Annotated in this window: 20 protein-coding genes; 19 read left to right on the top strand and 1 reads right to left on the bottom strand. The window is 66.5% G+C overall.

Features of this window, described 5'->3' with window-relative positions:
• Nucleotides 1–8: 8 nt before the first annotated feature.
• The 12 genes from ASE28_RS16655 (at nt 9) to msrA (ending at nt 14,379) form a co-directional block, all read left to right on the top strand.
• On the top strand, nt 9–965 hold the full coding sequence (locus tag ASE28_RS16655) for a tripartite tricarboxylate transporter substrate binding protein (protein ID WP_057267586.1): 957 nt from the start codon (nt 9–11) through the stop codon (nt 963–965).
• Nucleotides 962–2,239 (top strand): 3-isopropylmalate dehydratase large subunit, encoded by a 1,278-nt coding sequence (locus tag ASE28_RS16650; protein ID WP_057267585.1) that lies wholly within the window; start codon nt 962–964, stop codon nt 2,237–2,239. Before ASE28_RS16655 ends, ASE28_RS16650 begins: the two co-directional genes overlap by 4 nt.
• Nucleotides 2,236–2,739: a 3-isopropylmalate dehydratase gene (locus ASE28_RS16645; RefSeq protein WP_057267584.1), complete on the top strand. Its 504-nt coding sequence runs from the start codon at nt 2,236–2,238 to the stop codon at nt 2,737–2,739. The genes ASE28_RS16650 and ASE28_RS16645 overlap by 4 nt, the downstream gene beginning before the upstream one ends.
• Entirely contained in the window at nt 2,732–4,444 is a 1,713-nt protein-coding gene (locus ASE28_RS16640) for a hydantoinase B/oxoprolinase family protein (RefSeq protein ID WP_200963958.1), read from the top strand. The genes ASE28_RS16645 and ASE28_RS16640 overlap by 8 nt, the downstream gene beginning before the upstream one ends.
• Complete coding sequence (locus ASE28_RS16635) at nt 4,441–6,483, top strand: hydantoinase/oxoprolinase family protein (RefSeq protein ID WP_057267583.1); 2,043 nt, start codon at nt 4,441–4,443, stop codon at nt 6,481–6,483. Before ASE28_RS16640 ends, ASE28_RS16635 begins: the two co-directional genes overlap by 4 nt.
• A complete protein-coding gene (locus ASE28_RS16630) occupies nt 6,480–7,109 on the top strand; it encodes a cysteine hydrolase family protein (RefSeq protein WP_057267582.1) in 630 nt (209 codons plus the stop codon). The genes ASE28_RS16635 and ASE28_RS16630 overlap by 4 nt, the downstream gene beginning before the upstream one ends.
• Nucleotides 7,106–8,512 carry an FAD-dependent oxidoreductase gene (locus ASE28_RS16625; RefSeq protein WP_057267581.1) on the top strand — a complete coding sequence of 469 codons (1,407 nt, stop codon included), beginning with the start codon at nt 7,106–7,108 and terminating at the stop codon, nt 8,510–8,512. Before ASE28_RS16630 ends, ASE28_RS16625 begins: the two co-directional genes overlap by 4 nt.
• Nucleotides 8,509–9,372 (top strand): oxaloacetate decarboxylase, encoded by an 864-nt coding sequence (locus tag ASE28_RS16620; RefSeq protein ID WP_057267580.1) that lies wholly within the window; start codon nt 8,509–8,511, stop codon nt 9,370–9,372. Before ASE28_RS16625 ends, ASE28_RS16620 begins: the two co-directional genes overlap by 4 nt.
• A 337-nt stretch (nt 9,373–9,709) precedes the next feature.
• A complete protein-coding gene (locus ASE28_RS16615; protein WP_157422007.1) occupies nt 9,710–10,636 on the top strand; it encodes a hypothetical protein in 927 nt (308 codons plus the stop codon).
• Between the two features lie 464 nt (nt 10,637–11,100).
• A complete protein-coding gene (locus tag ASE28_RS16610; protein WP_057267578.1) occupies nt 11,101–12,600 on the top strand; it encodes an MBOAT family protein in 1,500 nt (499 codons plus the stop codon).
• Between the two features lie 15 nt (nt 12,601–12,615).
• A complete protein-coding gene (locus ASE28_RS16605; RefSeq protein WP_057267577.1) occupies nt 12,616–13,755 on the top strand; it encodes a hypothetical protein in 1,140 nt (379 codons plus the stop codon).
• 78 nt (nt 13,756–13,833) lie between these two features.
• Nucleotides 13,834–14,379, top strand: coding sequence for a peptide-methionine (S)-S-oxide reductase MsrA (gene msrA, locus ASE28_RS16600; protein ID WP_157422006.1), 546 nt, complete (start codon nt 13,834–13,836; stop codon nt 14,377–14,379).
• 18 nt (nt 14,380–14,397) lie between these two features.
• On the opposite strand, the gene ASE28_RS16595 is transcribed toward msrA, so the two are convergent.
• A complete protein-coding gene (locus ASE28_RS16595; protein ID WP_057267575.1) occupies nt 14,398–15,330 on the bottom strand; it encodes an SAM-dependent methyltransferase in 933 nt (310 codons plus the stop codon).
• Between the two features lie 97 nt (nt 15,331–15,427).
• Here ASE28_RS16595 and ASE28_RS16590 point away from each other — a divergent pair, with 97 nt between their 5' ends.
• The 7 genes from ASE28_RS16590 to ASE28_RS16560 all read left to right on the top strand — a co-directional run bounded on the left by ASE28_RS16590 (nt 15,428) and on the right by ASE28_RS16560 (nt 20,194).
• A complete protein-coding gene (locus ASE28_RS16590) occupies nt 15,428–16,300 on the top strand; it encodes a DUF6597 domain-containing transcriptional factor (protein ID WP_157422005.1) in 873 nt (290 codons plus the stop codon).
• A gap of 167 nt (nt 16,301–16,467) precedes the next feature.
• On the top strand, nt 16,468–16,893 hold the full coding sequence (locus ASE28_RS16585; RefSeq protein WP_057267573.1) for a transcriptional repressor: 426 nt from the start codon (nt 16,468–16,470) through the stop codon (nt 16,891–16,893).
• Nucleotides 16,890–17,552, top strand: coding sequence for an ATP-binding cassette domain-containing protein (locus ASE28_RS16580; protein ID WP_057267853.1), 663 nt, complete (start codon nt 16,890–16,892; stop codon nt 17,550–17,552). The genes ASE28_RS16585 and ASE28_RS16580 overlap by 4 nt, the downstream gene beginning before the upstream one ends.
• A 14-nt stretch (nt 17,553–17,566) precedes the next feature.
• Nucleotides 17,567–18,793 (top strand): ABC transporter permease, encoded by a 1,227-nt coding sequence (locus ASE28_RS16575; RefSeq protein WP_057267572.1) that lies wholly within the window; start codon nt 17,567–17,569, stop codon nt 18,791–18,793.
• Nucleotides 18,794–18,820: 27 nt separating this feature from the next.
• Complete coding sequence (locus tag ASE28_RS16570; protein WP_057203011.1) at nt 18,821–19,075, top strand: hypothetical protein; 255 nt, start codon at nt 18,821–18,823, stop codon at nt 19,073–19,075.
• Nucleotides 19,076–19,140: 65 nt separating this feature from the next.
• Nucleotides 19,141–19,731, top strand: coding sequence for a DUF3299 domain-containing protein (locus ASE28_RS16565; RefSeq protein WP_057203010.1), 591 nt, complete (start codon nt 19,141–19,143; stop codon nt 19,729–19,731).
• A 16-nt stretch (nt 19,732–19,747) separates the two neighbouring features.
• A complete protein-coding gene (locus tag ASE28_RS16560) occupies nt 19,748–20,194 on the top strand; it encodes a hypothetical protein (RefSeq protein WP_200963957.1) in 447 nt (148 codons plus the stop codon).
• Nucleotides 20,195–20,352 lie beyond the last annotated feature (158 nt).

Raw genomic sequence — 20,352 nt, 5'->3', positions numbered from 1 at the left:
ACAACCACATGACCGTTCCCCGCCGAAAACTGCTGCTGGCCTTGCCGGCGGCCCTGTCCATGGGCCATGTGCTGGCCCAGAACGCGCCCATCCGCATCCTCGTGGGCGCGCCTGCGGGCGGCTCCACCGACACCCTGGCGCGCAACCTGGCCAGCGAGATGGGGCGCCAGCTTGGCCGCACCGTGGTGGTGGAGAACCGCCCTGGCGCGGGTGGCAACATCGCGGCCGATGCCGTGGCCAAGGCCGCGCCCGATGGCAATACGCTGCTCATGAGCTTCACGAGCCACGCCATCAACGCCAGCCTCTACCCCTCACTGCCGTTCGATCCGATCAAGGATTTCACCCCGCTCACCTGCGTGGCCACCTCGCCCTCGATCCTGGTGGCCAATCCCTCGGTGCCGGCCAAGGACGTGCGCGAGCTGATCGCGCTGGCCAAGGCGCGGCCAGGCAAGCTCAACTTCGCCATCGGTGCTGTGGGCTCCTCGCTGCACCTGGCGGGCGATGCGTTCAAGATGCAGTCGGGCGCGTACATCGTCAACATTCCCTACCGGGGCACGGCGCCGGCACTGCAGGACGTGTTGGCAGGGCAGGTCGAGCTGATGTTTGCCGCTGTGGGCAACGCCCAGGCGCAAGTGCGGGCGGGCAAACTGCGTGCGCTCGGCGTCACCAGCGCCAAGCGGCTGCCGGCCTTTCCGGACGTGCCAGCCATCGCAGAGGTACTGCCAGGTTACGAATCAAGTGCGTGGTTTGGCCTGTTCGGCCCTGGCCAGATGAACCCCGAGCTGGCCAAGCGCCTGAGCGACGCAGCCCGCCAGGCCATCGCCACGCCCGAGGTGAAAAAGCGCCTGGAGACCGAGGGCGCCGTGCCCGTGGGCAACAGCCCCGAGGAATTCGCCCGCTTCGTGCAGGCCGAGATCCCGCGCTGGGCCAAGGTCGTGCGTTTTGCCGGAGCCAAGCCCGAATGAGCTCCGCACCCAGCACCCTGGCACAGAAGCTGGTGGCCCGCGCGAGCGGGCGCACCGGCCTGGCGCCGGGTGACATCGTCAACTGCCGGGTGGACCTGGCCATGTTCCATGACTCGTCCGGCCCCCGGCGCCTCAAACCCATGCTCGACGAGCTGGGCGCCACCATCTGGGACAAGTCGCGCGTGGTGCTGGTCATGGACCACTACCTGCCCGAGCGCGACGAGGAGTCGCGCCGCATCGTGCGCATCGCGCGTGACTGGGCGCGTGAGCAGGCATTGCCCCACGTGTACGACGGCCAGGGCATCTGCCACGTGGTGGTGCCGCAGCACGGCCACATCCGCCCCGGCATGTTCTGCGTGGGGGGCGATTCGCATTCGCCCACGGGTGGGGCCTTCGGTGCCTACATGTTCGGCATCGGCAGCACCGAGATGCTGGGCGTGGTGGTCACCGGCGAGATCTGGCTGCGCGTGCCGCACACGCTGCAGATGCATTGGAGTGGAAAGCTCGCCGCTGGCGTGACCGCCAAGGACATGATGCTGCACATGATCGGCCGCTTCGGCATGAATGGCGGCCAGTACCAGGCAGTGGAGTTCGCTGGCCCGGCCGTTCAGGCCCTGTCGATGCAGGAGCGCATGACGCTCTCGAACATGAGCGCCGAGCTGGGCGCCCAGGCCGGCCTGATCGCACCCGACGCGACCACGCGCGACTGGCTGGCCGCCCACGGCGTGCCAGAGGCCGACCTGCAAGGCCTGGACGCCTGGGCGACCGACCTCGGCGCGCCGCTCACCCGCCATGATTTCGACGCCGGCACCCTGGCCCCCCAGGTGGCCGCGCCCCACAGCCCCGCCAATACCGCCGCAGTGGGCCAGCATGCGGGCACGCGCATCGACGTGGCCTACATCGGCGCCTGCACGGGCGCCAAGCTCGACGACCTGCGCGCCGCAGCCAGTGTGCTGCGCGGCCAGCGCGTGGCCAGCGGCGTGCGCCTGATGGTGGCACCCGCCAGCCAGCAGGACCAGGCCGCCGCCCGCGCCGAAGGCGTGCTGCAGGTGCTGGAGGACGCGGGCGCCGAGCTGTTCCCGACCACCTGCGGCGCCTGCGCCGGCTATGGCGATAGCGTGGGCGATGGGACCACCGTGATTTCCAGCACGGCGCGCAATTTCAAGGGGCGCATGGGCTCGGCGACGGCCCAGGTGTACCTGGCCTCGCCCTACACCGTGGCCGCCTCGGCCCTCAAGGGCCGCATTGCCGACCCGCGCGAGGTGCTGGCATGAACGCCGCACTGCACAGGGTCTGGAAGCTCGGTGCCGACATCGACACCGACGTGCTGGCCCCCGGCCACGCGATGAAGCATGGCATCGATGTGCTGGCGCGGCACTGCCTGGAATCGGTGCGGCCGGACTTCGTGGGCGGGGCAGGGAAGGGCGACGTGATCGTGGCCGGCCCCAATTTCGGCATCGGATCCTCGCGCGAACAGGCCGCTGCGGTGCTGGTGCGGCTCGGCGTCGTGGCGGTCATCGCGCCATCGTTCAGCGGCCTGTACTTTCGCAACGCCTTCAACCTGGGCCTGCTGCTGCTGACCTGCCCGCAGGCAGACCAGGTGGGCGAAGGCGAGCAGATCGCCCTCGACTGGCAGGCCCCTGCGGTGATCACCGCGGATGGCACGCGCCTGGCGTGCGATCCGATTCCCCCGTTTCTCATGGACATGGTGCGCGCTGGCGGCTTGATGAACCAGCTGCGCACCCGATTTGGCAAGGAGGCCATCAATGGCTGAAAACACCACCACCACAGCAACGTCGATGGACCCGGTCACGCTGGCCGTGCTGCGCGGGCGGCTCGAGCAGATCGCCGACGAGATGGACGCCACGCTGTACCGCAGCGCGTTCAACCCCATCATCGCCGAGGCGCACGATGCCTGCCACGGCCTCTACGATGCCATGAGCGGCGACACGCTGGTGCAGGGCAAGTCGGGCCTGCCGGTGTTCGTGGGGGCCATGGCCTTCGCGGTGCGCGCGGCCATGCGCATCGCCGCCGGGCGCGGCGGCATGGCACAAGGCGATACCTGGCTGTTCAACGACCCTTACGAGGGCGGCACGCACGCCAACGACTTCAAGCTGGTGCGGCCCTTCTTTCGCGATGGCAGGCTGTACTGCTTTCTCGCCTCGGCCGCGCACTGGCACGATGTGGGCGGCAACGTGCCCGGCAACTACAACCCGGCTGCCACCGAATGCTGGCAGGAGGCGGTGCAGATACCGCCGGTGCGCATCGTGCGCGGCGGCGCGCTCGATGAGGACGTGCTGGCCATCCTGAAAGCCAACACCCGCCTGCCCGACAGCCTGTGGGGTGACCTCAATGGCCAGCTCTCGGCCCTGGACCTGGGCGAGCGGCGCCTGCACGACCTGCTCGACCAGTACAGCGACAGCGTGGTACTGCAGGCCATGGGCGAGCTGCGCACGCGCGCTGTCAGGCTCATGCGCTCGCACATCGCGGCACTGCCCGATGGACGCTACAGCTTCAGCGACATGCTGGACAACGACGGGGTGAAGGACGAGGCGCTGACCATTGCCCTGGACATGACCGTGCAGGGCGACCGGCTCACGCTCGACTTCTCGCGCACCTCGCCCCAGTGCGCCGGGCCGGTGAACATCTCGCGTGCCACGGCCATCGCGGCCTGCTATGTGGCGCTCAAGCACCTGTTTCCGGATGTGCCGGCCAATGCCGGCGTGCTCGACGCGGTGGATTTCGTGCTGCCCGACGGCCTGGTGATCAGCGCGGCGCGCCCGCGCCCGGTGGGCGGCTACACCGAGACCATTTTGCGCATGATCGACGTGATCTTCAGCGCCACGGCCCTGGCCGCGCCCGAGCGCGCCATGGCCCAGGCCTACGGCACCATCAATGCCCTGTCCATCGCCGGGCACCGCACCGATGCCGCGCGCAAGGGTCAGCGCTGGGTGATGTTCAGCTTCTTCGGTGGCGGCCATGGCGGGCATTCGGACGGCGATGGCATGAGCCACGGCAACGCGCCCATCTCCACGGCGACCATTCCACCGCTGGAGATCCTGGAGGCGGCGTACCCCGTGCGCTTCACGCAATGGGCGCTGCGCCCGGGCTCGGGCGGCGACGGGCAGCACCGGGGCGGCCTGGGTGCCATCTACGAGATCGAGCTGCTGGAGCAGGACGCCGAGGTCTTCATCTTCGGCGAGCGCGGCAAGGCTGCGCCCCAGGGCATTGCCGGGGGCGCGGAGGCTGCCATGAACGTCTTCAGCTACGAGAACGCGGGCGAGTGGAAGACGCCGCCCATGCACTCCAAGATGATCGGCATCCAACTGAAAAAGGGCGAGCGCGTGCGCCTGGAGACGCCCGGTGGCGGGGGCTACGGCATTCCGGCGGCACGGTCAGCCGCAGCGCGCCAGAGCGACGAAGCGATGGGTTATGTGGTGGCGGACAACAGCGCAGCAGCAGTGAAAGGCGCAGCATGAGCGGCAAGGCTTCCTTTGTGGTGGGGGTGGACGTGGGTGGCACCTTCACCGATCTGTTCGTGCTCGACGAGGCCGACGGCAGTGCGCGCATCGTCAAGGTGCCCTCCACAAGGGGCGAGGAGGCGCGCGGCTTCATGAACGGGGTGGCCCGCGTGGCGGATTCGGCGGCGGCCATCGCCACCATCGTGCATGGCACCACGGTGGGCACCAATGCGCTGCTGGAGCGCAAGGTGGCGCGCACCGGCATCATCACCACGCGCGGCTTTCGCGACGTGCTGGAGATGCGCCGGCGCGACCGCCCGCAGACCTGGGGCCTGCGCGGCAGTTTCGAGCCCATCGTGCCGCGCCACCTGCGCCTGGAGGTGGACGAGCGCGTGCTGGCCGACGGCACGGTGCACACGCCGGTGGACCTGGACCAGGTGAAAGCCCAGGCCCAGGCATTGCTGGACGCGGGCTGCGAAGCGGTCTGCGTGTTCTTCATCAACACCTATGCCAACCCGGCCAACGAGCAGGCCGCCGTGGCCGCCGTGCGCAGCCTCTGGCCCAACCCGCATGTGACGGCGGCCAGCGAGGTGCTGCCCGAGATCCGCGAGTTCGAGCGCTGCTCCACCGCCACGCTCAACGCCGCCTTGCAGCCCGTGGTGGGCAGCTACCTGGAGCGGCTGGAGGGCGACCTGCGCGCCCAGGGCTTCGCGGGCGAGTTGCTCATTGTGCAGAGCAACGGCGGCGTCATGTCGCGCCAGACCGCCTGCGACGTGCCGGTGCGCACGGCGCTGTCGGGCCCGGCGGCGGGGGTGATCGCCTGTGCGGCCATCGCGCGGGCGGCGGGCTTCCCGGATGCCATCACGGGTGACATGGGCGGCACCTCGTTCGACGTGTCGCTGGTGGCAGGCGGCGAGGCGGCACTGGCGGCGCAGACCTCCATCGAATTCGGCATGGTGGTGCGCTCGCCCATGATCCAGATCGAGACCATTGGCGCCGGTGGAGGCTCCATCGCCTCGGTGGATGCCAGCGGCATGCTGCAGGTGGGCCCAGAGTCGGCTGGTAGTATCCCCGGCCCCGCCTGCTACGGGCGCGGCAACACCCGGCCCACGGTGACCGATGCCAACGTGCTGCTGGGCCGCATCGCGGCCGACCGGCCGCTGGGTGGCGGGCTGCTCGCCGCCATGGATGCAGGCAAGTCCCGCGACGCCATCGAGACCCACGTGGCCCAGCCCCTGGGCCTGGAGGTGATGGCGGCGGCCGAGGCCATCCTCACCGTGGCCAATGCCAAGATGGCCGGCGCCGTGCGCGTGGTCTCCATCGAGCGCGGGCACGACCCGCGCCAGTTCGCCTACATGCCCTTCGGCGGTGGGGGCGCGCTGCATGTCTGCGCCATGATGCGCGAGGTGGGCGTGGGCACGGGCATCGTGCCGCGTTACCCCGGCGTCACCTCTGCCCTCGGCTGCGTGATGGCCGACATGCGCCATGACGCGGTGCAGACCCTGAACAAACCCCTGGCAGACCTGGACGTGGCCGACCTGCGACAGCGCGTGCAGGCCCTGTCGGCTGCCTGCCAGCAGCGGCTGGACTCGGCCGGTGTGCAGTTCGTGCAGGTGCAAGAGGTCATTGCGCTGGATATGCTCTATGCCGGGCAGACGCACACCGTGCAGGTGCCGCTCGCCACGGAGGCACTCCACCGCGAGGGCATCCAGGCGGCTTTCGAGGCCGCCTACCGCGCCGCCTTCGGCCGCGTGCTCGACGGCATCGCCGTGCGGGTGATGAACCTGCGCTACGCCCGCGTGGGTGTGCGCCCCAAGTTCGACCTCACGGTGCTGGCCCCGCAATCGACCACGCTGAACCCTTCGTTGGGCGTGCAGCGCGTGTTCCATGCCGGCCAGTGGTGGGATGCGGCGCGCCATGCGCGGCTGGAGCTGCCGGTGGGCGCCCGCATCGATGGTCCGGCCATCCTGGAACAGCCCGACACCACGGTGTGGCTGGAGCCGGGCTTTCACGCCACAGTGGATACGCTGGGCAATCTTCTGGTGCGTTCCGCATGACCGCCGCCGCAGCTCCCCTGCACACCCGGCGCGTGGCGCTGGTCATCATCGACCTGCAGAACGACTTTCTCGCGGCCGACGGGGCCTATGCGCGCGGCGGCGCGGTGAGCCCGGCTGCGCAGGCCTTGCCGGCGCGTGTGGCGCAGGTGGCCACATCCGTCAAGGCCGGGGACGGCCTGGTCGCAGGCAGCCAGTTCACGCTGTGGCCCGACGCACAGGGCGAGCCCATGGTCTCTCCCCACCTCAAGACCTTGCGGCCCTTCCTGCGGCGCGGAGACTTCGCGCCCGGCAGCCGGGGGCAGGCCCATGTGCCCGAGATCGCGCCCTGGGTGGACCTCTCGGTGTGCAAGGTGGCCTATTCGGCTTTTTTCAACACCCAGCTCGACTGGGTGCTGCGCCGCGCCGGTATCGATACCGTGGCTGTGTGCGGCATCGTCACCAACGGCGGGGTGGCCAGCACGGTGCGCGATGCCCACATGCGCGACTACCGCACCCTGGTGCTGTCGGACGGCTGCGCCGCCTTCCGCCAGGACGTGCACGACACCGCGCTGGCCGACATGGCCACCGTGGCTCAGGTGCTGGGCTGCGCAGAGTTCATGGCTGCGCTGGCGGCGGGCACGCCATGACGGGCACGCTGCCCAACATTCGCCGCGCCGACCGGATGCCCGCGGCCGCGCAGGGCAACCATGTGCCCGTGGCCATCGTTGGCGGCGGCGCCTGCGGCCTGACGGCCGCGCTGATGCTGCACGACCTGGGTGTCGAATGCGCCGTACTGGAGCGCGATGCCACGCCCACGGGCTCCTCGGCCCTGTCCTCGGGCTTCATCCCGGCACCGGCCACGCGGGTGCAGAAGGAACTGGGCATTGACGACAGCCCCGAGCGCTTTGCCGCCGACATCAGCGCCAAGGCCAAGGGCAGGGCGGCGCCGCAGCTGGTGCAGGCCTATGCCCGGGCCATCGGCCCCGCGCTCGATGCGCTGCAGCAGCGCCACGGCCTGCAGTGGCAGGTGCTAGACGGCTTTCTGTACCCCGGCCACAGCGTGCGCCGTATGCATGCGGTGCCCGAGAAGACCGGGGTGGGCCTGATGGGCCGCCTGGCCAATGCCGTCGCGGCGGCCGACATCCCCCTGGTGACCGATGCCACCGTGCGCGAGTTGTGGGCGGACGACACCGGCCTGGTGATCGGCGTGGGCTACGAGCGGCCCGGCGGCCGGCTGGAACACCTGTCGTGCGACGCGGCCATCCTGGCCTGCAACGGCTTTGGCGGCAACGCCGCCATGGTGCGCGAGTTGCTGCCCGATATGCGCGATGCCCTGTTCGCCGGCCACACGGGCAACGACGGCAGCGCCATCGCCTGGGGCCGTGCCCTCGGTGCGCGCCTGGCCGACCTGGGCGGCTACCAGGGCCATGGCTCCTGGGCCATTCCCCAGGGCGCTCTGATCTCGTGGGCGCTGATGATGGAGGGGGGCCTGCAGGTCAACGCGCTGGGCCGGCGCTTCCACGACGAGACGCAGGGCTACTCGGAGGCCTCGGTGCATGTGCTGGCGCAACCGGGTGGCGTGGCCTGGAATGTGTTCGACGCGCCCCTCCTGGCGCTGGCGCGCGGCTTTCCGGACTTCGTGGATGCCGAGGCTGCGGGCGCCGTGAAGCATTGCGACAGCGTGCAGGCCCTCGCGGCCGTGATCGGCTGTGATGAGGCCGCGCTGGCGGCCACCATCGGGGGGCAGGGCCCGTACCCGCGTCCGGAAGCCCGGCCGCTGCAGGCACCGTTCTGCGCCGTGAAGGTCACAGGAGCACTGTTCCATACCCAGGGCGGCCTAGATATCGACGCGCAATGCCGGGTACTCGACACCGCAGGCTGCCCGTTTCCCAACCTGCTGGCGGCCGGCGGCGCGGCGCGCGGCGTCTCGGGCGATGCCGTCTGGGGCTACCTCTCGGGCAACGGCCTGTTGAGCGCAGTGGCCGGCGGTTACCTGGCGGCCCATACCGCCGCACACCTGCTTCGTCCCTCCACGGGCCACATCCCATGACCACGATTTCCTTGCACGAACGGCTGCAACAGCCGCAGATCCTGCTGGCCCCTGGCGTCTACGACGCGCTGAGCGCCCTGGTGGCAGAGCAGGCGGGCTTCCAGGCGCTGTACCTCTCGGGTGCCTCCATCGCCTACACCCGGCTGGGCCGCTCCGACGTGGGCCTGACCACCTACACCGAGGTGGAGGACACCCTGGCGCGCATCACCGAGCGGGTGCGCACGCCGGTGATCGTCGATGCCGACACGGGTTTCGGCAACGCCCTGAACGTGCAGCGCACGGTGCGCGGCTTCGAGCGCGCGGGCGCCGCCATGGTGCAGATCGAGGACCAGGGTTTTCCCAAGCGCTGCGGCCACCTGGACGGCAAGAGCGTGGTGCCTGCCGCCGAAATGGTGGGCAAACTGCGCGCCGCGCTCGACGCGCGCCACCATTCCCACACCTTGGTGCTGGCACGCACCGATGCGCTGGCGGTCGAGGGCATCGAGGCTGCGTTCAACCGGGCCGAGCAGTATCTGGAGTGCGGGGTGGATGCGCTCTTCATCGAAGCCCTGCGCACCCCGGAGCAGATGGATGCGGCCTGTGAACGCTTTGCCCACCGCATTCCGCTGCTGGCCAACATGGTCGAAGGCGGCAAGACCCCGGTGCAAAGCGCGCAGGAGCTTGGGCAGCGCGGCTTTCGCATCGCCATCTTCCCGGGCGGCACGGCGCGCGCCGTGGCCCACACCCTGCGGGGCTACTACGCCAGCCTGCAGGCCCACCAGACCACGGCGCCGTTCAAGGAGCGCATGCTGGACTTCGACGGCCTGAACGCGTTGATCGGAACATCTGAGTTGATGGAACAGGGGCGAAAGTATGAATAGACAATACTCAGGTCATTGGCGACCGTCTGGTGTGCAGTCCCACAAATAAGTGGTACTGAAACCGCGTCTTTCGCACTGTGGCTGCATTGCAAATCCTCTCGATGGCATGGGCTATCCCTGCGGTTGGCGCCTTGCCATGGCACGAAATCCATCGGTTTCATTTGGGGACCTCTCAAAACCCCCGAAAATTCACATTTCGGTGTTGTAAGTCATTGATTTTTATGAGGCGCCAAATGCGGCGGGTAGGGAGAGGTGCCCATTTGTACCACCTGTTTGCGGTACAGCACGCGAGCCTCGGGCAAAATGGCAATCCGTTATTGAGCTAACGAGATTGGAAATGACGTCCACGCTGCGCTTTGAAATTCAAACAGAAGAGGTGCCCGAGAGAAATCGATTGTCGGGACCGTACGTGCTTGTGCATGTCGTACCCGTCATTGACGCAGACCCGTACATTGAAAAATTCAAGGACTATCCGTTTGAAGCCTTGGAGGTTTATGGCTTTGGACTGATCTCGGGCGAAATCTGGCCTTTCAATTGCGAGTGTGGAACCCCTGGATGTGCCCGGATCAATGAGCCCACCCTCATGACGGTGGACGGCACATCGGTTCGGTGGGAGTTCCCCGAAGAGCCATATGACTATTTGGCAAATACAAAAGACGGCCACTCCAAGCCGCGCGAATTTGTCTTTGATCGCCAGCAGTACGTGAAGGTGTTTGAAGATCTGGTCGTCGAACTCAAAGGCTTGGAGGCTCGCCACGGCAAGATCGGCATCGCTCCTGTTCCACCCAGAATTTTGTCGGTGGACCAGACCGTTGAAGTGCGGCGGAATTTTGCCGAGTTTCGGAGAATCCGCCGTGCAGCACTCGGCGACCTGGACCATGAGCACATGCTGTTTGTTGTCACCAGCGAGGATGGCCTCGAACTGACAATGCAAATCAGCGACGTCGTCTTTAAATTGACTTGGGACCATTGTCCCGAAGAACCGTATGACCTGGCCAAGGTGCAGGAAGTACTGGAGCGCCTGGGACAGCAGCTTAGGGTCACGCCCGAGTCCGTGTTAAAGCAGATGGGCATCCACGATCTCAGCGCAAGTCTCCGGGTAGCACCCACCCCAGCAGGAAGCTATGGAGAAGACGATGACGCTTCGGAAGAGAATTGGCCTGCTCCCTACTGGACCGATGCAGACTCACCCTCAGAGCACCTGGAGTTTTGGCGAGAGCTGCAAAGATCAGGAAAGGTGACGATTCGTCCACGAGGCTACTGACGGCTAAGACTTTGGCTGCGTGTCAAATGCAGCAATACTGCTTTTTGGGGATGGGTCTCGGAAGGAGATCCTGGAGGCTTTCTTCCCACGGACGACCCGACAACGCTCACGGCCGGTGCAACGACCTGGGCACCCGGGGTACTACATAGATAGCTGCTACGAGGGGTCGAGCCGAGGCGAGCTCTACCGAGGACGCCTTCGAGCGCGCCGAACGCTACCTGGAGTGCCGGGCTGACGCCCTGTTCATCCAGGCCCGGCGCGCACCGACGCTCTTCCCAACGGGCTGGGGTACGATCAACGCCCCTATTCCTTGAAGGTTGTTGCATGCACTTCACGGCTGAATTTGCCCTGCATAATTGGAGGGTTAAGCAGCAAGTCAAGAGGGGCAGGTCGCCTCCCCGTCTCACCGCGCGGAGCGGCTCACCTCTCCAAGCCCCCGGCCTTGCCGGAGATGGCCAGTCAATATGGTTTTCAGTTCTTGGCAGTTCATTCTGGTCTATCTGCCGATCGTGGTGCTCGTCTATTTCGCGATGAATCGCCGGCATTGGATCACTGCTGGAAAGGCCTGGCTTGTCATAGCGAGCCTGTTTTTCTACTCGTACTGGAACGTAAAATACCTGCCTCTGATTCTGGCGTCCATTTTTTTGAACTTCCTGGTTGGCTCACGCTTGGCAAGGTCGTATTCTCCGTCCCCCGGCGATAAGCGAAAATCGAACCGACGATTGAGCAGAAAAACCATTCTTGCCGCAGGCATTGCCGCCAATTTGCTGGTGCTGGGGTATTACAAGTACACCGACTTTCTGCTTGACAACGTCAACACCATTTTTGGCACGGCGCATGCCCTTCCCCACATCGTGCTGCCATTGGGGATCAGTTTTTTCACGTTTACGCAGATCGTGTATCTGGTGGATAGCTACCGTGGGGAAACTGCAAAATATGGCATATTGAACTACTCGCTGTTCGTGACATTTTTCCCGCACCTTATTGCGGGACCTATTGTTCACCACCAGCAAATCATGCCGCAGTTCGCTTCGCGCTGGAACCTGATGCTGAGAAAATCGAACATTCTCAAGGGGTTGTTCATTTTTGCCATCGGCCTGTTCAAAAAAGTGGTCATTGCTGACAACTTTGCAGGCTGGGCGGACGCCGGGTTCGATGGAGGCCAGAATCTCGGGTTCTTCGCCGCATGGGCAACCAGTCTGGCCTACACCTTTCAGCTGTATTTCGATTTCAGCGGGTACTGCGACATGGCCATAGGCGCTTCGTTACTGTTCAACATTTCATTGCCCATAAATTTCAATTCACCCTATAAGTCATTGAACATTCAGGACTTCTGGCGGCGCTGGCACATCACTCTCAGCAGTTTTTTGCGGGATTATCTGTACATTCCCCTGGGTGGTAACCGAGGGCTGGAATACCAGACCTACATCAATATTTTCATCACATTCGTGCTGGGTGGACTGTGGCATGGTGCGACCTGGATGTTCGTGGTATGGGGTGCCCTGCATGGAGGTGCACTCGGAGTTCACCGCCTTTGGAAGCAGTGGGGACGCCCGATGCCAACCGCCTTGGCATGGCTGTTGACTTTTGTGTTCGTGAACATGACGTGGGTTTTCTTTCGTGCGAAAACAATGGAAGACGCGGAGCGCGTGTTGCAGGGGATGGTTGATTTCCGCTCGATCCTTGGCGACTCCATTGCCTCTGCACCGACGGCTGATTTTGCGTGGGCGGGCTGGTTTTCCGATGTCTTGCTGCAATACCTCCCCGCAGGGTTGATTGGGCATCTGCCTGCATACATGGCCATTGCCTTCGCCTTTGCCATTGTTCGCCAGAAAAATTCAATCGAAATAGCAAGCGGGTCCTTGGGGAATGCCAAGCTTGTTTATGGCGGAATTATTTTCTCCATTGCAATGTACGCCATGCTTGCAACCACGAGTTCGGTGTTCTTGTACTTCAATTTCTAATAATAAAAAATCACGATGAAACATCGGGAAAGCGTTTTCTTGATCGCCCTGTTGGCAAGTCTGCTGATAGTGCCGGCGGTCAACATTTCTTGCGTACGCAATTTTGAATCGATCAAGTGGGAGAAGTCTTTTTTCTACAACATGGATTTCGCATCGAGCTTTGCGGCGAAATGGCTGTATCCATTGGGAATCAGCATCAATCCCAAGAGCGTCGTCATCGGCTATGACGGCTGGCTTTTCCTGGGCGATTCATTCCAGGCCACGCTGTCGGCTGCCCGCCACCCGCCTTTGGCGGAAGATGTGCAACTGACAAAGCAGATTGGTGTGGCCGCTGCTGCCTGGGATGCATATTTCGCAAGCAAGGGGGTGCAACTCTTCAGGGTCATGATCGGCCCCAACAAGGGAAGCATTTACCCCGAGCATTTGCCACGCTGGGCTCAGCCAGTATCACCCAATGCCACGGATGCCCTGTTTGCTGAAACGGGCAACGTTCTCTATGTCGACCTTCGTGCGCCTTTGCTGGAAGCCAAGGCACATCAGACGGCTGATTTTTACTACAAGCTGGATACCCATTGGAACAATCTTGGCTCTGCGATGGGATTTCGCGCCTTTGCGCAGCAGGTTGGTTCCGTGGTGCCAGAGCTGCGTTGGCCACCCAGTGAAGCGTATGCATTGACATCCAGGCAGGAAACCAAGGGCGGGGACCTGGCCAAATTTCTTCGGCTGCCGACACAGCTTTCCGATACCCGATTGGCCATTGGCGCGTCCGAGTTTTCTTTGCAAACCACCCGGATCGACTTCGACACCCAGAAAGTCCTGCACACGGGCGGGCACCTGACCACGATACCGCCGATCAAGCCGGTCCTTGTCCACACAAGCAATGCCTTGAACAGCAAGAAGGTGCTGTGGCTCAGAGATTCATTTGGGGACTCGATGTCGCTGATGATGGAGGGAACATTCAGTGACGTGCTGCAATTGCATTGGCATGAGGCCATCAAACCCGGTGGGCGCCTTGTTCAATTGGTCGACAGCTGGAAGCCGGACTACGTGTTTTTCACGGTGGTGGAAAGAGATGCGAGAAGCGGATGGTTTACGGTTCCTCCGCCTGTGGTGGAGTCGCACGAGGGCAGCTCGAAAAAAGCCCACGCCCGCTGAAGCAATGGCCCCGCCCGCACTGCGGCACCCCAGGCCGCGTACCATGCCATGAAACTACGTCATTGCATGGAGACCGACATGGCAGAGAACCTGCAAACCATCACCCTGGGCGGCGGCTGCTTCTGGTGCACCGAGGCGGTGTTCGACCGCGTGCGCGGCATCACCGACGTGGAAAGCGGCTACACCAATGGCCAGACCATCCAGCCCACCTACGAGCAGATCTGCCAGGGCGACACCGGCCATGCCGAGGTGGTGCGCCTGACCTTCGATGCCGACGAGATCAGCCTCGAAGAGATCCTGGAGATCTTCTTCCACACCCACGACCCGACCACGCTCAACCGCCAGGGCAATGATGTGGGCACCCAGTACCGCAGCGGTATTTACTACGAAGATCCGGCCCACGGCGAATTGGCCGACGCCATGGTGCGCCAGATGTCGCAGGACAAGCTGTTCGGCGCGCCCATCACCACCGAGGTGAAGCCCCTGGCCAACTACAGCACGGCCGAGGACTACCACCAGGATTACTTTGCCAAGCACCCGGGGCAGGGCTACTGTGCCATGGTGGTGGGCCCCAAGGTGGACAAGTTCCGCAAGACTTTCCGCAAGTACCTCAAGGAGGACTGACGGTACCCGCCCCGGGCGCTACCCGCACGCGCACCACGCCGCCCAGCAGCCCACCCATGGCCCGTTGCAGCCGGGAGGCGGGCGGCTCGACAGCAGGGTGCGCATGATGTCCTGCGCACTGATGATTTCCGGGGGCGCAAAGCCGCAGTCCGCGAGCATTGCCTGCAGTTCGCTGTCATCCAGGAAGCAATGCCAGGGCTCGCCCATGCGGCGAAAGCGGCGTGCCATCAGACCCAGGGTCAGCCGCCGGCCAAGCTCCTTCGGTGCAGGGCGCCGCACGTAGTCGAAAACGAGCACGCTGCCCGGCGCCATCTGCGTGCCGATGCGTTCCAGCGTGGCCCGTACGGCCGAGGGGGCCAGGTACATGCTGACGCCCAGCCAGGCAAACACGGTGCGTTCGTGCGGGTCCAGACCCTGGGCTACCAGGTGCTGCATCAAGTCCTGGCGCTCGAAGTCCACCGGCACATGGGTCGCCCCTGGCCTCATCCACAGGCCGGCGCAGGCGGCCAACTGCTGCTTCCAGGCCTGGGTGGCCGGGTGGTCGACCTCAAACACCCGGGCGAGCCCCTTGGGCCAGCCCCTGCGCAAGGCGAACGTATCCAGGCCCGCGCCCAGCACCACGTACTGCGTGGCCCCGGCGGCCACCGCCTCGCGCAGGGTGTCTTCGGCGATGCGGCTGCGGGCGGCCAGGGCACCGCGCATGGCTTCGGAGAAGCTGCCCCGGTCGCTCAGGTGCCCACCGGGTCCGTGGTCGATGGCCCATTGGCGCACCGCTACCCCCAGCTCCGGCCCCAGGATCTCCAGGGCCAGCGGGTCGGCGAACACTTCACCCCCGTCCAGCAACTGGTGCCGGGCGCGGGCAATGCCGCACAGCAAGGCCGTGCGGCTGGGCTGGGCCGAGGCCAGAAGGGGCTGCAGGGCAGGGGAGATGGAGGATAGGTTGTGGGCCATGGAGGCGATTCTGAAAGGTCCGCGCCCGGCCGTCTTGAACGATTTCGCCAAGCGCACCCCGGGCGCTTGCTTGGCGAACCCGTTTACGATGTGGGGTGTGCGCCTGCGATTCCAGCTCCCCTTTGCCACCGTCGCCCTGCCGCCCCTTGCGCTGGCGGGTTGCATCCGTGCCTACCTCATCAAGGACACCACGGGCGGCAAGCACCTGCAGGAGGCACCGCGCCTGAACCGCTACCCGGCATCGGTCTACTGCGGCGTGGCCTGGTTTCTGCAGGGCAGCTCCGAGCGCATCGATCCCGAAGGCGGTGCACCCCAGCCCCTGGCCTCCACGCTGTTGCTGGGACCGCAGACCCGTCCCTGGGCCACGCGCAATCCCGGGCCGGTGCGCACCTTCGGGGTGGTGTTCCAGCCCCATGCCTTCCACCAGCTCACCGGCCTGCCCATCAGCGCACTGGTGGATGGCCTGCTGCCCGCCCAGGAGGTGCTGCCGGCGCCATGGCGTGCGCTGTGCGATGCCGTGAGGCATGCGCAGGACGATGCCGCCCGGATGGCACTGATCGAAGACATGGTGGCCACCCATTGGCGCAGCAGCGATGGCGCGCAGGCTGCCGATGGTGCCGACGGTGCCCCTGGCACCCGCTGGATGCGTGCGCTGCAGGCCCATGCAGCGGCCAGCGGGCTGGGCGGCAGCCTGCGCAGCCTGGAGCGCCATGCCCGCGCCTGGGCAGGCCAGCCCGTGCGCCGCCTGGCCTGGCTGTCGCGCGCCGAATCGACCTTGCTGCAGGCACGCACCGACAGCGAGCACAGCGGCCAGGTGCCGCGCTGGCAGGACGTGGCCTCCGGCGCCGGCTATGCGGACCAGTCGCACCTGTGCCGCGAGACACAGCGCGTCACCGGCCACAGCCCGGGCGAACTGGCGCGCGGCGTGGACACGGACGACAGCTACTGGTTCTATCGACTCTGGTCTTGACCGCAGGGTTCGTCCGGAAATGGCCGGTGACCGGCATGCAGCATGCATAATGCAAATCGATTGCGTTACCAGGCCTGCGCCGGTCAGCCATTCCTTTCATGCCCACGATTCGCTCCCCTCTTTCTGTTGTCGCCGCCACGCCAAGCGCCTGGACCCTGCCCGCCGGCATGCGGGCCACGCGCGCCACGCGGGCGCTGGCGCAACTGTTCGAGGCGCGGCCCGACGCCGCACTGTCCGAAGCCGAGGTGGAATCTGCTCTGGCAGCAGCCGGTGCACCGGTCAACAAGGTCACCGTCTACCGCATGCTCGACCGCTTTGCCGCCGCCGGCCTGCTGCAGCGGCAGGTGGATGCCGCCCGCGTCACGCGCTTTGCGCTGGCGCCGCAGGGGGGGGAGGGCGCTGTTCCCCGCTTCGAGTGCGGTGATTGCCACCGCCAGTTTCGCCTGGCACAGGGCTCGGCGCGCGTGCAAAGCGCCTTGAAGCAGGTGCTGCAGGCGCTGGCCACGGCCGGGCACGAAAGCCTGGCGGTGGAGATTGCCGTGCGGGGCCGCTGCGCCGGGTGCGCGCATCCGGCCGAGGGGGCCGCCGCATGATCCGCACACGGGGCCTTTCGTACGCCTATGCCGCAGGCAGCGAAGCACTGCGCTTTCCCGACGTGGACCTGCGCCAGGGTGGCACCTTGCTGCTGCGCGGGCGCTCGGGCACGGGCAAGTCGACCTGGCTGGCTCTCATGGCTGGGTTGCGCTCGCCTGCGGGCGGCGACCTGTTCGTGGCCAGCACCCAGTTGGGCACGCAGCGCGGCGCCGAGATCGATGCCTGGCGCGCGCGCAGCGTCGGCTTTTTGCCGCAGAAGCTGCACCTGAGCAGCGCGCTCACGGTGGCCGACAACCTGGCCCTGGTGTACTTTGCGGCCGGCCTGCCGCGCGACGATGCGGCCATCAACCGCGCGCTGGCCCAGGTGGGTGTGGCCGAGCTGGCCGCGCGCCGGCCGCACCAGCTCTCGGGCGGGCAAGCGCAGCGCGTGGCGCTGGCGCGGGCCGTGCTGCTCACGCCCCAGATCCTGCTGGCGGACGAACCGACGGCCAGCCTCGATGACGAGGCCGCCGCCGATGCCCTGGCACTGCTGCAGGCCAGCGCCACCGCTTGCGATGCCAGCCTGGTGATCGCCACGCACGACCAGCGCGTGGTGCAGGCCCTGGCGGCCACGCCAGGTCTGCAGCAGCTCGACCTGAACTCCATGCGTGCCGACTGACGTCTACCGACCCGATGGCCAAGCTTCTCTCCCTTTCCTGGCGCTACCTGTGGGCGCGCCCGCTGGCCGCCGTGCTCAACCTGCTGGTGCTCACGCTCGGCCTGGCGGCCATTACCCTGGTGCTGCTGGTGGCCACGCAGCTCGACCGCGCCTTCGAGCGCGACCTGGACGGCATCGACCTCGTGGTGGGGGCCAAGGGCAGCCCGCTGCAGCTCATCCTTGCGGGGGTGTTCCATATCGATGTGCCCACCGGCAACATCCCGCTGCAGGAGGTGCAGGCCCTGCAGAAGAACCCGCTGGTGGCGCAGGTGATCCCGCTGAGCCTGGGCGACAGTTACCAGGGCTTTCGCATCGTGGGCACCACGCCCGACTACCTGGCGCTCTATGGCGCCACTCTGGCCGAGGGCCAGCCCTGGCAGCAGCCCATGGATGCGGTGCTGGGCGCCACGGTGGCGCGCGGCATCGTGGGCGCAGCGCATGCAGGCGCGCCCTTGGTCGGCGCCACCTTCATCGGCAGCCATGGCCTGGGCGGGGGAGGGCATGCCCATGGCGAGCACCCGTACCGCGTGGCCGGCGTGCTGGCTGCCTGCAGCTGCGTGCTCGACCGGCTCATCCTCACCTCCACCGAGTCCGTCTGGATGGTGCACGAGACCGCCACCGCCACCGAGCCCGAGGACCTGGCGGTGCTCAAGGAGGAGCGCGAGGTGACCGTGGCCCTGCTGCGCTACCGCACGCCCATGGCCGCCGTCACGCTGCCGCGCCAGATCAATGCCGACACGTCGATGCAGGCGGCCGCTCCCGCCATCGAGGTCACCCGCCTGCTGCGCCTGCTGGGCGTGGGGGCCGATGTGCTGCGCGCCTTTGGCGGCGTGCTGCTGGCCGTGGCCGCGCTCAGCGTGTTCATCGCCCTGTGGAATGCCGTGCGCGAGCGCCGCACCGACCTGGCCATGCTGCGCATGCTGGGCGCGCCCCCGGGCCGCGTCGCCGGCCTGGTGCTGTGCGAGGCGCTGTGGCTGGCCGCCATGGCGACGGCCCTGGGCCTGCTGCTGGGCCATGGCCTGGTGCAGGTGCTGGGCTGGGTGCTGCAGGCGCAGGGCCTGTTGCCCGTGAGCGGCCTGGTGTGGCTGCCAGCCGAGGCGGGCGTGCCGCTGATCGCCGTGCTCGTGGCCGCCTTTGCGGCGCTGCTGCCCGCCATGCAGGCCTACCGCACCGAAGTGGCCGATCTCTTGAGTCAACCCTGATTACCAACTGCTCCCGAAAGGATTTCCATGAAAAAGCTGCTCACCGCCCTGGCCCTGGCCCCCTTGCTGCTGGCTGGCGCCCTGGCGCACGCCCAGGGCGCGCACTCGGATCAGGAAACCAAGGCCGACATCCAGCGCCACCGCGCCATGGCGGCCGCGCACGAGGCCGCAGCCAAGTGCCTGGAATCGGGCAAGGGCCATGACCAGTGCCAGAAGGAACTCCAGGTCGCTTGCAAAGGTCTAGGTATCGGTAAATTTTGCGGCATGCGCCACGTGCACTGACCCATTGCACGCCACGCCCGCGCATCTGTAAGAAAATACGCCAGCCCTGTCACCAAGGACTTTCCATGCACCGCCACCCTCTCTCGTCCCGTTCCTTGCCAGCCCAGTCTGCCGCACTGGTGCTGGCCTGCGCCCTGGCGGGGGTGGGCAGCGCCCATGCCGAAAGCAAGCCTGCGGCGACGGCCGGCGCGCCCTACAACACGCCTGTGCTCAGTTCGCCCATGCCGGGCACGGCGCCCACGGGCTCCGGCGCGGGCTACCACAGCCCCAACAGCCCGATTGCGCCACTGCCCCAGCGCACCGACGTGGTGCCATGGTCGTTGCTCAGTGACCTGACCAAGAAGACCACCAAGGACGGCATCCTGCCCGTGTTCAACGCCCAGCAGCAGGGCATGGACAAGACGGTGCAGCGCATCCAGGGCTTCATGATGCCGCTGGATGCCAAGGCCACGCAGACGCACTTCCTGCTCACCTCCGTGCCGCTGACATGCTCGTTCTGCATTCCGGGCGGGCCCGAGAGCATGGTCGAAGTGAAGGCCAAGACGCCCGTGCGCTACTCGCTCGAACCCGTGGTGGTCGAGGGCCGGTTCACGGTGCTGCAGAACGATCCTTACGGCCTGTACTACCGCGTGGTCGAAGCCGTGCCGGTGAAGTAAGCAGACCATCCTTGTCGTGACCCACCCGCGCATCCAGCCGACTGCCCTTGCAGCCTTTGCCACTCGCCCCTGGCGGCGGCAGGGTGGGCGCGCGTGGGCGGCCCATGCGGCGCTGGTATGGCTGGTGCTGGCGCTGGCCTGGGTGCCCACCATCGGTCGCCTGCACCAGATCGCCCATGCCCAGCCACTGGCGCAGATCCATGCCGGCCATGGCGCGCTGGCCGTGGTGGAGCATGCGTCCGTCCATGCACCGGGCATGCTCGGCGGCTTCCTGTCCAGCCACAGCCTGGTGGACTGCCTCTTGCTCGACCAGCTCGCGCTGGGCGATACCTTGCACAGCGCCGCACCGGCGCTGCTGCCCAGCTTGCCGGCCCTGGCGCCGGTGGCCACGCACGCCGAGCGCGTGCTGGCGCGCCATGTCGCGCTGTTCCAGGCGCGCGGGCCGCCCGCCTTGCGGGGCTGAAGACTCTGCCTTTGCCATCCCTGCCGCACTGCGCAGGGGCTGGCGGGTGCATCCGGCCCCCTTCCCCCTGATCTCCCTGATCCCCTAGCGGCAGCTGCCTTGAATCCAGGCGGCTCAGCCGTGCGTCCCCTTTTTTCTCCATGCCTGCCTAGCAGCAT

It is taken from the genome of Acidovorax sp. Root219 (genome assembly GCF_001428665.1).
Classification (GTDB): Bacteria; Pseudomonadota; Gammaproteobacteria; order Burkholderiales; family Burkholderiaceae_C; genus Acidovorax.
The sequence above is the reverse complement of the archived record's forward strand: the minus strand, read 5'-3'. Positions and strand labels throughout refer to the sequence as shown.

Coding starts and splice junctions, on each gene's coding strand:
- ASE28_RS16625 (WP_057267581.1), top strand. CDS start 7,106: ATGACGGGCACGCTGCCCAACATTCGCCGCGCCGACCGGATGCCCGCG.
- ASE28_RS16630 (WP_057267582.1), top strand. CDS start 6,480: ATGACCGCCGCCGCAGCTCCCCTGCACACCCGGCGCGTGGCGCTGGTC.
- ASE28_RS16635 (WP_057267583.1), top strand. CDS start 4,441: ATGAGCGGCAAGGCTTCCTTTGTGGTGGGGGTGGACGTGGGTGGCACC.
- ASE28_RS16620 (WP_057267580.1), top strand. CDS start 8,509: ATGACCACGATTTCCTTGCACGAACGGCTGCAACAGCCGCAGATCCTG.
- ASE28_RS16645 (WP_057267584.1), top strand. CDS start 2,236: ATGAACGCCGCACTGCACAGGGTCTGGAAGCTCGGTGCCGACATCGAC.
- ASE28_RS16585 (WP_057267573.1), top strand. CDS start 16,468: ATGCGGGCCACGCGCGCCACGCGGGCGCTGGCGCAACTGTTCGAGGCG.
- ASE28_RS16610 (WP_057267578.1), top strand. CDS start 11,101: ATGGTTTTCAGTTCTTGGCAGTTCATTCTGGTCTATCTGCCGATCGTG.
- ASE28_RS16615 (WP_157422007.1), top strand. CDS start 9,710: ATGACGTCCACGCTGCGCTTTGAAATTCAAACAGAAGAGGTGCCCGAG.
- ASE28_RS16605 (WP_057267577.1), top strand. CDS start 12,616: ATGAAACATCGGGAAAGCGTTTTCTTGATCGCCCTGTTGGCAAGTCTG.
- ASE28_RS16595 (WP_057267575.1), bottom strand. CDS start 15,330: ATGGCCCACAACCTATCCTCCATCTCCCCTGCCCTGCAGCCCCTTCTG.
- ASE28_RS16650 (WP_057267585.1), top strand. CDS start 962: ATGAGCTCCGCACCCAGCACCCTGGCACAGAAGCTGGTGGCCCGCGCG.
- ASE28_RS16655 (WP_057267586.1), top strand. CDS start 9: ATGACCGTTCCCCGCCGAAAACTGCTGCTGGCCTTGCCGGCGGCCCTG.
- ASE28_RS16580 (WP_057267853.1), top strand. CDS start 16,890: ATGATCCGCACACGGGGCCTTTCGTACGCCTATGCCGCAGGCAGCGAA.
- ASE28_RS16575 (WP_057267572.1), top strand. CDS start 17,567: ATGGCCAAGCTTCTCTCCCTTTCCTGGCGCTACCTGTGGGCGCGCCCG.
- ASE28_RS16640 (WP_200963958.1), top strand. CDS start 2,732: ATGGCTGAAAACACCACCACCACAGCAACGTCGATGGACCCGGTCACG.
- ASE28_RS16565 (WP_057203010.1), top strand. CDS start 19,141: ATGCACCGCCACCCTCTCTCGTCCCGTTCCTTGCCAGCCCAGTCTGCC.
- msrA (WP_157422006.1), top strand. CDS start 13,834: ATGGCAGAGAACCTGCAAACCATCACCCTGGGCGGCGGCTGCTTCTGG.
- ASE28_RS16570 (WP_057203011.1), top strand. CDS start 18,821: ATGAAAAAGCTGCTCACCGCCCTGGCCCTGGCCCCCTTGCTGCTGGCT.